The 15,106-nt window shown below is 38.3% G+C and carries 13 protein-coding genes; 1 reads left to right on the top strand and 12 read right to left on the bottom strand.

Going from position 1 to position 15,106, the window contains the following annotated elements; translation table 11 throughout:
* Positions 1–7: 7 nt before the first annotated feature.
* The 6 genes from CWB72_RS01625 to CWB72_RS01600 all read right to left on the bottom strand — a co-directional run bounded on the left by CWB72_RS01625 (position 8) and on the right by CWB72_RS01600 (position 6,748).
* Positions 8–658, bottom strand: coding sequence for a pseudouridine synthase (locus CWB72_RS01625; protein WP_171037197.1), 651 nt, complete (start codon positions 656–658; stop codon positions 8–10).
* On the bottom strand, positions 651–1,409 hold the full coding sequence (kdsB, locus tag CWB72_RS01620) for a 3-deoxy-manno-octulosonate cytidylyltransferase (protein WP_138628760.1): 759 nt from the start codon (positions 1,407–1,409) through the stop codon (positions 651–653). The genes CWB72_RS01625 and kdsB overlap by 8 nt, the downstream gene beginning before the upstream one ends.
* Positions 1,397–1,594, bottom strand: coding sequence for a Trm112 family protein (locus CWB72_RS01615; RefSeq protein ID WP_130253800.1), 198 nt, complete (start codon positions 1,592–1,594; stop codon positions 1,397–1,399). The genes kdsB and CWB72_RS01615 overlap by 13 nt, the downstream gene beginning before the upstream one ends.
* Positions 1,584–2,564 carry a tetraacyldisaccharide 4'-kinase gene (lpxK, locus tag CWB72_RS01610; RefSeq protein WP_138628758.1) on the bottom strand — a complete coding sequence of 327 codons (981 nt, stop codon included), beginning with the start codon at positions 2,562–2,564 and terminating at the stop codon, positions 1,584–1,586. Before lpxK ends, CWB72_RS01615 begins: the two co-directional genes overlap by 11 nt.
* A 2-nt stretch (positions 2,565–2,566) precedes the next feature.
* On the bottom strand, positions 2,567–4,303 hold the full coding sequence (gene msbA, locus CWB72_RS01605) for a lipid A export permease/ATP-binding protein MsbA (protein ID WP_138628756.1): 1,737 nt from the start codon (positions 4,301–4,303) through the stop codon (positions 2,567–2,569).
* Positions 4,304–4,516: 213 nt separating this feature from the next.
* On the bottom strand, positions 4,517–6,748 hold the full coding sequence (locus CWB72_RS01600; RefSeq protein ID WP_289508435.1) for a DNA internalization-related competence protein ComEC/Rec2: 2,232 nt from the start codon (positions 6,746–6,748) through the stop codon (positions 4,517–4,519).
* A 27-nt stretch (positions 6,749–6,775) separates the two neighbouring features.
* Here CWB72_RS01600 and CWB72_RS01595 point away from each other — a divergent pair, with 27 nt between their 5' ends.
* Positions 6,776–7,282, top strand: a complete 507-nt coding sequence (locus CWB72_RS01595) for a DUF2062 domain-containing protein (RefSeq protein WP_138628752.1) — start codon at positions 6,776–6,778, stop codon at positions 7,280–7,282.
* A 63-nt stretch (positions 7,283–7,345) separates the two neighbouring features.
* On the opposite strand, the gene CWB72_RS01590 is transcribed toward CWB72_RS01595, so the two are convergent.
* From CWB72_RS01590 to pyrD, 6 genes are all read right to left on the bottom strand, one after another.
* Positions 7,346–9,070, bottom strand: a complete 1,725-nt coding sequence (locus tag CWB72_RS01590; RefSeq protein WP_138628750.1) for a DUF3466 family protein — start codon at positions 9,068–9,070, stop codon at positions 7,346–7,348.
* 11 nt (positions 9,071–9,081) lie between these two features.
* Complete coding sequence (uup, locus tag CWB72_RS01585; protein WP_138628748.1) at positions 9,082–10,992, bottom strand: ATP-binding cassette ATPase Uup; 1,911 nt, start codon at positions 10,990–10,992, stop codon at positions 9,082–9,084.
* A 1-nt stretch (position 10,993) separates the two neighbouring features.
* Positions 10,994–11,221, bottom strand: coding sequence for a glutaredoxin family protein (locus CWB72_RS01580; RefSeq protein WP_138628746.1), 228 nt, complete (start codon positions 11,219–11,221; stop codon positions 10,994–10,996).
* Entirely contained in the window at positions 11,214–13,325 is a 2,112-nt protein-coding gene (rlmKL, locus tag CWB72_RS01575) for a bifunctional 23S rRNA (guanine(2069)-N(7))-methyltransferase RlmK/23S rRNA (guanine(2445)-N(2))-methyltransferase RlmL (protein WP_138628744.1), read from the bottom strand. Before rlmKL ends, CWB72_RS01580 begins: the two co-directional genes overlap by 8 nt.
* Positions 13,326–13,393: 68 nt before the next feature.
* Positions 13,394–13,921 (bottom strand): cell division protein ZapC domain-containing protein, encoded by a 528-nt coding sequence (locus CWB72_RS01570; RefSeq protein ID WP_138628742.1) that lies wholly within the window; start codon positions 13,919–13,921, stop codon positions 13,394–13,396.
* Positions 13,922–14,043: 122 nt separating this feature from the next.
* Complete coding sequence (pyrD, locus tag CWB72_RS01565) at positions 14,044–15,054, bottom strand: quinone-dependent dihydroorotate dehydrogenase (RefSeq protein WP_138628740.1); 1,011 nt, start codon at positions 15,052–15,054, stop codon at positions 14,044–14,046.
* Positions 15,055–15,106: the final 52 nt, after the last annotated feature.

Below are 15,106 nucleotides of genomic sequence, written 5' to 3'. Positions count from 1 at the left end.
ACCAATCTTAGTTCAAAGGTGCTTTCCATTGCTGAAAAACATCTGTTGTTACTAGTTTACTAAATTCTTTGCCCGTATCAGGCAAATAAGAAAAATACTTGTATTGCCCTTGCCATTGAAACGACAAAGCAAAGGCATGTAAATATACCCTATCGGAAGACGAGGCCGTATAAGCAGTATCGCCCAATATTGGGCTTGAGATACTTTTCATTGCCACTCGCAGCTGGTGTGTTTTACCAGAGAATGGCTTTAACATTACCCCTCGTAACCCTTCACCGAGACTTGTTGAGTAAAACCGTGTAACCGCGGGGTTCTTCGATGTTTTCTCGAGCTTATAGGTACCACGCCTGGACACTGACATATCACCTTTTATCCAGCCTTGTTTCTTCTTCGGCTTGCCTTCAGTGATAGCTAGATAAAACTTATCTACTAATCGATTCGAAAATAACTCAGTTAGGCTAGCCGCTGCTTTGCTAGATTTAGCCAAGACGATTAATCCAGAGGTGACCTTGTCTAACCTATGAACCGGGTAGAGTTTGGATTCTTGCTGCGCTTCTAAAAGCGCAACGAAACCCGCGCCTTGCTCAGAGTGAAAGCTAAGTCCAGCAGGTTTTACTGCAACGATAAAATCAACTTCGTCAGAAATAACTTTAAGCATTGCCACTCAGAATGTTATTAACTCTAATCAAGTCGTCAGGGGTATCAACACCGGCATAAACAGGTTTACACGCTTTGGTGATTTTTATTTGATAACCGTGATACAAAACGCGCAACTGTTCAAGTGACTCTTGAACTTCTAATGGCGAGACAGCAAGATTAAGATACTCAGAGATAAAACCCGCTTTGTAAGCGTAAATACCAACATGCCTTTGAAAATGCTGCAGAGGAATGGCTTCTTTTTTCGCTAACATGCTGTCTCTTTGAAAAGGTATTGATGCGCGAGAAAAATATAACGCGTTGTTATTCACATCTTGAACAACCTTTACTGCATTTGGATTATAGACTTCTTCTTCGTCTGCTAAATCCACACTTAAAGTCGCCATTGGCGCTGTAGAGTTAAATAACAGCTCTGCAACTTGGTCGATATTTTCAGATTCTAATAGCGGCTCATCACCCTGAACATTTACAATGATGGTGTCTCTATCTAGTGATAATTTTTCAACCACTTCTGACAACCTTTCGGTACCAGATTGATGATCTTCTCTGGTCATCAATACATTGTCTGTAAAGTTTTTTGCGCTTTCAAACACAGCTTGATGATCTGTAGCGATATAAACCGCAGCAGCTTTTGATTTGCATGCTTGCTCATAAACTCTTTGGATCATTGGCTTACCACAAATATCAGCCAAAGGTTTGCCTGGTAAACGGGTTGATGCGTAACGTGCAGGAATAACGACTACGAATTCCACTGCTCTACCTCATCAGCAGAAAGCTCACGCGCTTCATTTTCTAATAATACTGGAATATCATCATTTATAGGGTATGCAAGCTTAGCCGCTGTGCTGATCAACTCTTTATTTTCTGCATCGTACTGTAACTTTCCTTTTGTTACCGGACACGCGATGATCTCAAGTAATTTTCTATCAAATGCCATGTGTAATACCCTTTTGTTTTAATAATTGATTAATCTCTTCAATCAATTCTTTGGTTGGTGTGGCGTCTACTTTTAAGTAATACCAATTATTTTTTGCAAATTGCCGACATTTTACGGCATCTTTTTCCGTCATAAATACAGCGTTTGATTCTGTTTCTATAAAGTCTTGTTCAGTATAGGCATGATGATCACGGAAATGCTTACATTCAATCAACTTTTTACCAAGTGCTTCAAGGCTTTTTTCAAATCGCTTCGGAGAGCCAATGGCACTGACAGCAATCCCCTCGTTCGGTGTGTTATCAGCAAACTCTTTATTTTTCACGCTATAAAAGCCTGAAGTCGCTAACTGATATGATAAGAGACTATCACCGCCATTTTCTATCGCTAAATCAACACTGTTAATACGCGAAGGTAATTCTCGTAATGGCCCCGCGGGAATTAAAAAACCATTTCCGAAACGCCTTTTTGAGTCAATAATACAAAACTCAATGGCCCTTGGCATTTTATAATGCTGCATGCCATCATCAGAAACAATGACATCTACTTTGTATTTTTCTTTGAGTATTTTATAACTCGCTTCTCTATCTGCACCTATCACCAAAGGGCATTGCAAGCGATTGTAAATTAAGAAAGGTTCATCTCCGGCTTCTTTTACACTCGAGGCACTTGATAATTCATATGGGTATGCAGGCGCTTTAGCGCCATACCCTCGACTAATCACACCTACTTTTAGCCCCATACTCTCTAAATGTGGTACTAACCATAATACAAACGGAGTTTTACCATTTCCGCCAATACCAATGTTACCTACAACTATGATTGGAATGTCAGCCTTAAATGATTTTGCAATACCGAGCCTAAACAGGAGTTTTCTAAAACTTGATAGGATAAAAAAAAGACCACTTAATGGCGCAAGCAGCCAAGTCATCAGTGACTTTTTTTTATACCAAGATGATTCAATATAGTTCATACTTATTCGCCATACTGCATTTGGCAAAGGGCAGCATAAGTGCCTTTTTGCGCAAGTAACGATTTATGATCGCCCTGTTCAATCACTTTTCCTTTATCTAGCACATAAATACAGTCGGCATTTTCTATCGTCGATAATCTGTGTGCGATAACAATAGAGGTCTTTTCTTTCACCAGCTCGTCAAGCTCTGCTTGAATTAAACGTTCAGATTCAGTATCAAGTGCTGATGTGGCTTCGTCTAGAATTAGAATAGGTGCATCTTTAACGATTGCACGTGCAATTGCAATACGTTGTCTTTGACCACCAGACAACATCACACCATTTTCTCCGACTACCGTGTTAAGACCTTTTGGTAAGTCTTTTACAAACTCCCAAACATGGGCTTTTTTGGCGATTTCGATAATTTCTTGTTCAGATAAAACCTTATCAGCACCATAACAGATATTGTTTGCCAGCGTATCGTTAAACAACACCACTTGCTGAGAAACGATGGCAAATTGAGCTCTAAGATCTTTAAGCGGGTAATCTGAAATATTATGGCCATCTAATAAAATTTCGCCTTCTTTGAAATCGTAGAAACGAGGAAGCAGAGATGACAATGTTGACTTACCAGAGCCAGAGCGACCAACTAACGCGATACTTTCACCGGCTCGGACCTTTAATGACAAGTTACTTAAAACCGGTTCACCCTTCGTAGGGTAAGTAAATGTAATGTTGTTAACTTCAATATCACCCTGCGCTTTTTTTAGCTCGCGTGAGCCCGTATCTTTTTCAATGTCTAAATCTAAAATTTCAAAGATACTTTGTGCTGCAGTAATACCACGTTGCAACTCGACATTGACATTGGCTAATTGTTTTAGTGGCTTTAGCATCATCATCATTGATGACAAAAGAACCACAAATGTGCCTGAAGTAATGGTATCGATAACATTTGGCATTGCGATAATGGCTAAAATTAATGCCATCGCCCCAGCAGCTAAAAACTGAATAACAGACACACTGATAGCTCGTGTTGCATCCATTTTTACTCGTTGCTGACGGTTTTGGTTATTTACTTGGGCGAAATTGGCAATTTCTTTATCTTGACAACCATAACCGTGGATCACTTTATGACCTGCCAACATTTGTTCAGAGCCACGAGTTACCCCACCCATGGCGTCTTGAATATTTTTCGAGATTTTTCTAAAGCGTTTTGCCACCACACTCACAATTACTGCAACAATCGGAATAACGGTTAAGAATATTGACGATAACTTCCAATTCGCTTCGAACATAACGTACAGTAAGAAAACAACAAACGCACCCTCTCTGATAATCACTTGCAGGGCTCTAGTAATCGCTTGTTGAACTTGTTCAGTGTCAAATGTGATTTTAGATATCAGTTCACCATTAGAGTGCTGATCATGAAATGAAACAGGTAAGAAAAGCATATGCTCAAACAATTGCTGTCTTAGTTTTTGCACAACCCTTGAACCAACATAACTTAAGCAATAAGAAGCCATGTAATTAAATACGCCTCGCCCTAATACAAGCACAATAACAACCACGGGGGCCCAAGTTAAGACTTCTGTATTTCTTGATGTTAAACCATCATCAATAAACGGCTGCATTAAGCGAATGAACTGGGCATCCATCGCCGCATACCCCAACATACCAATGACTGAAAATATGGCTGCTAATTTGAAATCATAGGTATATGAAAAAAGACGTTTATAAATTTGCTTTGCATTGGTTTGCATAGAAGCTCTCAACTACTTAATAACCTTGTTATTGTACTTCTCAAATGCATAAAACTAAATGCTCTACTGCAAATAACCTCAGCTCTATATAAAAAACTAGTTATTACACTCGCTTTAGTGTGTTAAATCCGATGGGTAAAGTTACAACGAATGGTGAACATTTATGTGAAGCTCCACTTTATCTCTAAGCTAGTTAAGTATTTTAACTCTTAATTAAAATCGATATCGATGCTTTACCCAAAAGTTAGTTTTTTCTCTTGCCTGTTCTACTTCATAATAATCATCAAAGAAATTAATAGTGATTTGACCAGAAAGTGCGGTGTCAATTAATTTTATATTTTGCGAAGAGTAGCGTTCTTTAACCGTTTTATGGGGTAAATGCCAAGGAGAGAAATAATTTCTTGAAATTAAACCGATCTCAGGTTTTACAGTTTCTAGAAATTCAGCACTTGAAGATGTTTTACTACCATGGTGTGGCACAAGTAAGATATCTGACCTTAATATTTGGCCATATCGTTCAACGAGTTGCTTTTCTGCTTCAAATTCAATGTCACCTGTTAATAAAATACTTCCACTAGGGCCTGTCACTTTAGCTACACATGAATTGTTGTTATCAGAGTCCATGTTTTCAATAGGCCAAATAGTCTGAATACTTATATTTTTCATTCCTATATTCTTAATATGACAGAAATTTAGCGGTTCTCCGTTATGAAATGTCCTTAATGAAGCAAAATTATCAAACGCATAAAGCTCATCGAGGCCTCCACTGTGGTCTTTATCATCATGGCTAATAATGGTGTGCCTTAACTCTAATCCACGCGCCTTTATTTCAGGTAAAGTGACACGTTCAAACAGTGAATAAAAGTTAAAGTATTTGGCTCCTAGATCATACAATAATGCTAGGTTATCAGACGCGACTAGTACAGATGTACCATGGCCGACATCCATCACATCAACCTGCCATATTGGTTTTGAAACTGAATAGCTAGAAATTAATGAAAATGCTGGTACAAGTGAAAATACCCTGAAATGTTTGATTAGTAGCAGCGTCACAATCAGGTAAAATAAAATGACAGTTTCAATTGTTAGCTGAGACCAAGCTAGCCATGCATAGTCGATTAGATATTCAGTTGTCATATCCAATCCTAGTGACAATAGATAATCAACAAACATGAAATCCATATTAATAGATACACTGTTTAGTAATAAACATATAATGATGTATGGAAAAATAACGAGACTTAGTAATGGAATGACACATAAGTTAAAAAGCAAACCAACAATACTCACTCCATTAAAATAGTAAATGCTAAGTGGTGCTAAGCTAATTAACAAAGCTGACTGAATCAATAATAACCTTATTATTGGATTTGAAAAAAAACCATGAGATTTGGTTTTATTTAAAATCCATATTACGGTTGCGTAACCAATAAAGGATAAATATAAACCGGGTTCGAGTAATGAAAACGGGTTTAAAAATAACACCAAAGTTAAAGCATAACTTAACATCTGAACTAAATTAACAGATCGTTTAGAAAGGTATATGTACGAAAACAGCGCAACCATTAACCAAGCTCTTATCGCTGAGACTGGAAAGTAACACAGATAAATATACTGAAATGAAATTAATAGACTCAAAGCGACGTAGAGTTTATTAAGATTAAAACGCTGATAACTAATCTGGCACACATTTAGTATCATCCAAGCTGCGCCCTTTACAACATAAAAACAAATGAAAACCAGTATCCCTACATGTAACCCAGAAATTGCCAGCATATGGCCAATGCCAAGTTTTATAACATGCTCTTTTGTTTCTTTGGGTGTTCTTGATTTATCACCTGTACTCAATCCATAAAAGAGCCAATTTAACTCTTTTCCTTTGAACGTGTCCCATATTTTATCTCGATAGCTTTGCCTTATAGTTTTGACTGCTGAAGTTCTCTTTTCTAGCTCTTCAATTGTTCCTTTAAAGTAGATTTGTTGTGTAAAAGCATAAAGCTCAGAGTCAAAACTGTATTTATTCTTTCGTGAGCGAAAAACTTTTAGCTTAACCTTTGCACTAACAAAGTCGCCTTCTTTAAAATCAACAGCTCCTGCTTTTATCGCTAATTGAGCTTTAATCGTTTTATAGAAAGGTATTTTTTGCTTATTCAGCTCTATTAATTTTAATTCTACGAGTGAGTTTGTATGTGGTGATATTACTTTTGTGACAAGGCCATTTATTTGACTGACTTCGATAAATCCCATTTTGTCTGGTTTATAGCTATAAAAAAGTTCAGATTGTATGCCTACGACAAAAATAGCAAAAATAAACCCTAACAATAGATTCAAAATGGGCTTAAAATAGCAACTCATTACGATGAGGAATATCAGTGAGCTGTAAAACTGCCAAGTGTGAAAGTAAAATACCGCTTGAACACAGCCGTACAGAAATCCCCAGCACATCAACATTGAAGTATATGGTTGCTTGTTATGCCAAAGAAAACGATCCAAAAATTTTTACCTGATCACGATAAGGTCAAACAGCAAAAATCTTTAAAGATTTTTGGCAGTTTACTCCACGATGCGAACCTTTGGCATCTCAATCGTCGCTCTGCACGTGGTGCTTTTTCTGTAGGTCTATTTTTCGCTTTCATCCCTGTTCCTTTTCAAATGGTGTTAGCTGCAGCTTGTGCAATTCCTTTTAGGGTCAACTTACCCTTATCTGTGGCATTAGTTTGGTTAACTAATCCGCTTACCATGCCGCCTATTTTTTATTGCTCTTATAGAGTTGGTGCATTTGCATTGGGCCAGAAAACACAACCTTTTCACTTTGAAGCAAGCTGGGAATGGCTTTTAGAAAGCCTTTCTACCATAGGCCCTGCGTTTATGATTGGCTCTTTAATTTGTGCTTCAATTGCAGCGCTTGTTGGCTACTTTGGCATTGACTGGCTTTGGCGTCACTCTGTGAATAAAGCTTGGAATTCAAGAGGTCAATAAGCTAATAACAGTAAAGTATAGACATAAAAAAAGCCCTTACGGGCTTTTTTTATGTCTATGTAATTAAAGTTTTCTTCTTCTAAACCACATTAAAGGTAAAGCTAAGAGTGAAAGGAAACCAAAGCTTGCAGACTGCCTTTCGTACTCTTCCGCCTCTGGAGGAGGACACGCTTCTTGAGTTCCACCTGCGACAGGAGTCAGTAAAACTGGTACAGCTACTGCTTCATATTCAATCTCACCTTCACTGTCTTTCATTACTTTACCAAGGCGGTCTCTTCTTTCTACTGTCTTTGTTGCTATTGCATAAATTTCAGCAGAGTCAGTAACTTTCGTAGCCTCAGCAATTATATAAGGAAAATCACTACCATCTGCAGCTTTGCATGGAAGAAGGTCATTAATATTAATGACTGTTTCAGCACCTATCTGATATAGAAAAGCTTCATATTTTGGCACTGATGTGGTTTTTTCTATTTCTGCTTGACCTATAATCAAACCATTATTATTGATATCTCTAACAGTTGTTTGAGAGCCGCTAAAGAAAGTCGGAATGGTTGTATATGTTTTATTTGCAACATCATAATAAAAACTAGATTGCTCAATTACCGTGTTGCCATATTGTTCAAAGTAGTTACCAATCAAAATATCGTTATCATTGATATCTATCGCTTTACCACCTTGACTATACGTTTCATGTTCATGAATTCGTGTAAATTGACCATCTTTAAAATAACCCGCCTGAACATAAGCATACCTGCCATCGTCTTCTTTGTTTCGAGCGTGTGAATAACCAACTGCAATACCATTTTTATTCACAGCCATGGCTACACTACCGAAGGCATCTTTTTCATCATCTTGACGAATAATGCCTAACCCTAGCTTAGTTTTTGCCAAAACATTGTAGTTAGCATCTAGTTCCCATTGATATGCTTCTGTATTATAGAAACTCCCGCGCAAGTAACCCCAAGCACAAACATTTTCAGGCTCATCAACACCATCACAATTATCATCATAATTTTCTTGACGGTTTACTGGGATAGAAACACTGCTACTTCCAACTGCTACATAATTGCCATTATCCATTTTGATAATGTCTGTAACCATTGAAGTGCCACCATAGGTGTCAATTTCAGGCTCAAGAATTGTTTTATCACCATTAGGGCTGATCACTAACCCTCTTGAAGGCCAATCACGAACAAAATAAGTGGTATCGTCTTCGCCTTCTTTAATAAATACTTCTTTTCGATAAGGTGCAGAACCCCAACCAGCAATAACTCCATCTTCAGTAATTGAAGTCGGGTAATTACTTACTGAGCGAGAATAAGATGCAGAAAAATCTGTCACTGTATCAAATAAAATGAATTCATCTGCACTAGTGGCTGTTAAGTTTAATGCAATACGGTCACTCAGTTTTTGATATTCAGCATTTCCATCTTGGCCTGACAAAAATGATACCATAAACCCTTTTGCATCAGAGTTCGTATCAGCAGCCCCATTCTTAATATCATCTAAAGTGAAAGAGGGTTTTTCACCAATGATATCAAGACCATCTACATAGCGATCATAGCTTGAAGTAATTAGAGAATCTTCAAAGTCGATATAGCTAACATCAATCGGGATATCAAACAAATAACTTGCTGCACCAATTACATCACCAGCTTCGTTCACATCGGAGATAAAAGTATTCTTACTATTTTGATGACGTGGTAATTCTGTTAACTGGTAAGTAGCAGCGAATGCCGTACTACTTAGTACAGACAACATACTTGCTGCTAAAATTGTTTTTTTCATTTTGATCCTTACTACTGATTCTGTAATTCTTCTAACTCTTCCCAGCGGGCGAAAGCGGTTTCAAGCTCAGACTCTATTTGAGCCAATTGGTTCAATGCTGCTTGCGTTTCTTGCTGAGGTTTTTTAAAGAACTCAGGATCATTAACCAGTGCCTGTTGTTCTTCTAGGGTTAGTTCAAGGGCTTCTACTTTACTTGGCAGTTGCTCTAATTCAAGTTTTAATTTGTAACTTAGCTTATTACTTTTGTTATTGTTCTTATCTTTTTTTATCTCTTTAGCAGTTTGCACAACTTGCTGTTTTTCTAATTGCTTTCTTTTTTCATCGAGCTCAGCTTTATACACCTGATAGTCTGTGTAACCACCAACAATATCAATCACTTCACCATCACCTGAAAACGCCCAGACACTATTACAAGTGTTATCAATAAACTCTCGGTCGTGACTAACGATTAGTATTGTGCCTTGATACTGATTAATAATATCTTCTAACAACTCAAGTGTTTCAATGTCCAAGTCATTTGTCGGTTCATCTAGCACAAGCACATTTGAAGGTTTCAGGAAAAGCTTGGCCAATAATAAGCGGTTTTTCTCACCACCTGACAATGCTTTAACGGGTGTTCTTGCTCTAGCTGGCGGAAATAAGAAATCTTGTAGATAGCCCAGAACGTGTCGGCTGCGACCACCCATCATGACTTCTTGCTTACCTTCAGCAACATTATCTTGAACTGTTGCTTCTTCGTCTAACTTCTCTCGGTATTGATCAAAATAAGCGACTTCTAGGTTTACGCCCTGCTTTACACTGCCGGATAAGGCTTCAAGTTGACCGAATAACAATTTAAGTAAGGTTGTCTTACCAACACCGTTTGGACCTATTAGTCCTACCCTATCCCCACGCATAACAAGGGTCGAGAAATCATTAACGATAGGCTTGTCTTTAAATGCATGCTTTAAATTTTTAGCTTCAAACACAAGCTTGCCAGAGCGATCTGCAGTTTCGATGTTAAAGTCAGCTTTACCAACTTGCTCTACTCGCTGTTTTCGCTCTACACGTAGTGCTTTTAATGCTCTTACACGACCTTCATTTCGAGTACGACGTGCTTTAATACCTTGTCTGATCCAGGCCTCTTCTTCAGCCAATTTTTTATCAAACAAGGCATTTTGCGCTTCTTCTACTTTCAAGTCGTGCGCTTTTTGCTCAAGGTATTTTTCGTAGTTACCTGGGTAAGAAATTAATTTACCACGATCTAAATCTAGAATACGTGTTGCAATACTGCGGATGAACGCCCTATCGTGCGAAATGAATACAATGCCGCCTTTAAAGTCTTTTAAAAACTGTTCAAGCCAAATAACACTGTTCATATCCAAGTGGTTTGTTGGTTCATCAAGTAACAGTAAATCAGGTTCACTCACAAGTGCTTTTGCTAGGGCTACTTTTCTTAACCAGCCACCAGATAATTTCTCTAATCGCATATCAGGAGTCAGCTCTAACTGTGCTAAAACCAACTTAATACGGCTTTCGAAGCGCCAACCATCTTGTGCTTCAATACGAGAAGACAATTTCTCAAATTTATTTAGTACAGACTCAGAGTAGTCTGATTGCATTTGCTCGCTGACATGATGGTACTCAATGAGTAAATTTGCGATGTCTGGAATGCCACTCGCTACATAATCAAACACTGAGCCTTCAGCACCTTTTGGCGGATCTTGCTCTAATCGTGATACCTTTAAATCACCAACTTGGTTGATTTCACCATCGTCGAGTTGAACTTGTCCGTCTAGTACTTTGAGTAAAGTTGATTTACCTGCGCCGTTACGTCCAACAATACAAACGCGTTCACCGGCTTCAATCACCGCATCAGCATTATCTAATAATGGGTGTGTGCCAAAAGCTAACTGTGCTTTTGCAATTCTGATTAAATCCATCTTAGTTTATAAACTCTTTTAATGTTTGCTCGTCGAATGGCCAACCTAGCTCTTGGTTGTTTTTATTTGCCACAACAGGAATGATGAACTGATATTTTTCTATCAACTCTGGCTCTTCGACAATATCTCTTAAAATTATTTGCTCAGACTGTAACTGAGCATTCAATAACTCAAAGGCTTGCTCACATAAATGACAACCCTCGGTATGATATAGGGTAAACTTATCCATGTGTGATCAACCAACTATTATGGATCTGTTTATTGCGTTTAAAGTCGGGTGAGAGTGTCTTGTCAGAGATATTCACCGCTTTCAATCCTAAGCCCATTAATGCGACCTCATCCATTTTGAATCCACGTTTGTTATTAGAAAACAATAAGGTACCCTTTGGGCTTAAGATTTTCTTCACCCACTCCATCAATTTGATGTGATCTCGCTGTACATCAAACTCTGCTTTCATACGCTTTGAGTTTGAGAAGGTGGGTGGATCTAAAAAGATCAAATCATATTGACCTTGTGCGTGTTCGAGCCACTTTAAACAATCTGCTTGCTCAAATCTAAAGCGAGGATTCTTGAGATTGTTTAGTGCAAAGTTTTCTTCTGCCCACTTTAAATAGGTTTTTGACATATCAACGGTTGTAACCGACTTAGCGCCACCTACTGCTGCATGCACAGACGCACTTCCGGTGTAAGAGAATAAGTTCAATACACGTTGACCCTTTGCATTTTTCTGAATATAGCGTCGTGCCAAACGGTGATCTAAGAATAAACCTGTATCTAGATAATCGAACAAGTTTACTTTAAATTTAGCACCAAACTCTTCAACAACATCAACCCGATTTTGCTTGTCAAAGCTGTTGTATTGCGCATCGCCTTTTTGCTTTTTACGAACCTTAACTGCAATATTCTCAGCTGCAATATTAAGTTGTTCAGACGTTAAGGTGATGACGTCTTGTAGACGTTTTTGAGCTACGGTATCGTCAATTTCTTTCGGGGCTGCATATTCAAAGATAACCGCTGAATCGTTATAAAGATCAACAGCGACATTGTATTCAGGAATGTCAGCATCATATAAACGATAAGCATTAATTCCCTCTTTTTTAATCCATGACTTAAGTGCGTTTTTATTTTTCTTTAAACGGTTGCCAAAAGCCGTTGAACCTTCAAAGTTCAAACCTGTCTTCTCTTGACTCTGACTTACCTGCTTTTCGTTCACATCGTAAAGATAGAGTGCAACATCAAGTGGACCATTTTTAAACTTATAGGTTTTAGATTTAGCTAATTTAAGTAATTTGAATAAGCTTTCATCTGTGCCTAATAGTGCAAGTTGCCAATTTTGAAAGTACTTTTTAAAGCCTAAACCCATATTTCTGTATAGGTTTATAAGTTCAGCCATCGCACCTAAACGTTCGCCATAAGGTAAGTTGCTTAATACAACACCAGAACGCTTGGCAACTTGAGACAATTTATTTGCATCTTTAACACTAAAATCGATGAGATTCTCAACGCCAGCTCTGCGCGCATTTTGTTGTGCGACATTGATCACTCGCTCATCAAAATCTGACCCCATGATCCATACGTTGTTTTCTGTTATTTCGCTTTTCAAAGCCTGTTTGATTTCATCAAATTTTGTCGGTCTGAAGCTAGGTAAGTTTTGGAATGCAAACTTGCGATTAATATTTGCAGGCACCTTGTTTGCCATTCCAACTGCTTCAATGAGTAAAGTACCCGAGCCACAACATGGATCAAATAGAGGCTGGCTTACATCATTCAACCAACCACTGCGTTTAACTAATGCGGCTGCTAAGTTTTCACGAATAGGCGCTTTACCCTGACGAGTTCTGTAACCTCTATCTGATAATCGTGGGCCTGAGTAATCAAGATAAAGCATACAATGGCTTTTATTTAATTTAGCCACAATACGAATATTTGGTTCGGCTTTATCTACGTTTGGACGTTGTTCAAACAAGTCGTTGAAATAATCGACGACAGCATCTTTAATCACCAAGCCTGAGAATTGAGTATTTTTTAAAGCCTGATTTGTACCATTGAATTCAATAGCAAATGTTTGTTTTGGGCCAAAGAATTCTTGCCAAGGCTGAAAACGTGCAAATTTATATAAATCTTCTTTGGTGTTTATTTCTGCATTTTCTTCTAGAAGCAGCATGACACGTGTTGCAAAACGTGTGACTAAACAAAATCGTTGTGCTTGGCTATTATCCGCCTCAAACTTTACTGAACCAACAGACTGTTTGATAACTTCTAAGCCTTGCTCTTTGATTTCATCGACTAATAAATTTTCAATACCAATGGAAGTAAGTGCGATAAATTGCAATGTTTTAACCCTATATACTTTAATGGTCGAAAGTATATCACAGGTTGTTCGTTGCTTGCCTTGTAGAGTTAAGCTGTTTTGTTAATTTTGTCAGCTAACATCAGAGGGTGAATACGATTATTCAAAACTCGTATTGCTTGAAATGGTTCAAGAGTAAGGTGCTCATCTAGTTTGAACTCAGCGTTTAAACTAATACACAATGAACTCTCAGCGTCACACTCGACGATGAAAAATTCACCGGCTTGCTCAGATGAAGTAAGTGCAATGATGGCTTCAGTTCTGTCAGCATTCCCTGTGTATTCACAAAAAAACCAACTTTTTGCAAGCATGGGTTTTAAATGAAACTTAGCAGCTGTCGCGTTTAAAGCTATTTGACAACACTGGGCGTCAGTCCAGACCTTAAAGTTTTGCAGGTAAAAGTATACGTTTTGGTAGTATTCTGCATCATCGATGCAAAAATTCGGGTTAGATAATGAGTCACCAGTAAGTTGGTGTAACTTGTAGGGGGTGCAAAGTTGAAGCTCATCGCCTAAGTCAATGAGAAGTCGATTGCGTTCATTACAACGTAACCACTGCCATTCTTTAGAAGCTTGCACTGTGAAATCTCCTGCCTACTAGCCATATCTAGTTAGTGACAGGAGTATAGCGAAAAATAACGAATGTTAAAAATGTTTATAAGAACAAATTTAAAAGGATCGTTTAGTTATATAACTGATCATTATAAAGCGTCAAGAATACGCTTAACCAATTGCGGCCCTTCGTAGATAAACCCTGTATATACCTGAACTAAATCTGCACCCGCATTCAGTTTTTCTTTCGCAGAATCTGCTGAGTCGATCCCACCTACACCAATGATCGGAAGTTTGCCTTCAGTGATCCTTTTCAATTCGTTGACAACAAAGGTCGATTTTTCGCGAACTGGACGACCAGACAATCCACCCATTTCATCAGCGTACTGTAAACCCTTAACGGCTTCACGCTCAAGGGTTGTGTTTGTCGCAATTACACCGTCAATACGATTCTTCATAAGCGACTCGGCAATTTGTTGAACTTGAACCGCATCAACATCAGGTGCGATCTTCACAAGCATTGGTGCCGATTTATTGTGTTTTGCAATTAAATCGACTTGCTCATTTTTCAGGCTCTGTAGTAAGTCATCCAGAGCATCACCATATTGTAGATCTCTAAGCCCAGGTGTGTTCGGTGATGAAATATTCACAGTGATGTAAGAAGCATGCTCAAATACTTTTCGCATGCAGTGAATGTAATCATCTTTACCCTTTTCGTTTGGCGTGTCTTTGTTTTTACCAATGTTGATACCTAAAACACCTGTGTATTTTGAAGCTTTTACATTGTTTACTAAATTATCAACACCTTTGTTATTGAAACCCATGCGGTTGATAACAGCATGTGCTTCAGGTAGCCTGAAAATTCGTGGTTTATCGTTACCAGCTTGAGGACGCGGTGTTACCGTGCCAACTTCAATAAAACCAAAACCCATTTGACCAAACGCATCGATACATTCAGCATTTTTGTCTAGTCCGGCAGCGAGACCGACTGGGTTTTTAAAATCTATACCAAGAAAGTTTACAGGTTTATCTGCGACAGATTGCGACCAAGCCATGCTGAGCGGTGTATTGGCAAAACGACGAAGGTTACCCAATGCAAAATCATGGGCCCACTCGGCATCTCGACCGAACATATAGCGACGCGCTAGTTCATAAAACATGAAAACTCCTTAGTAAACGTTAAAAAATCAGGGCAAAAAAATACCCCAGCAA

This window comes from Pseudoalteromonas phenolica, assembly GCF_005886345.1.
GTDB classification, from domain to species: Bacteria; Pseudomonadota; Gammaproteobacteria; order Enterobacterales; family Alteromonadaceae; genus Pseudoalteromonas; species Pseudoalteromonas phenolica_A.
Note: the sequence above shows the minus strand (reverse complement) of the source record. Positions and strands in the feature narration are given on the sequence as shown.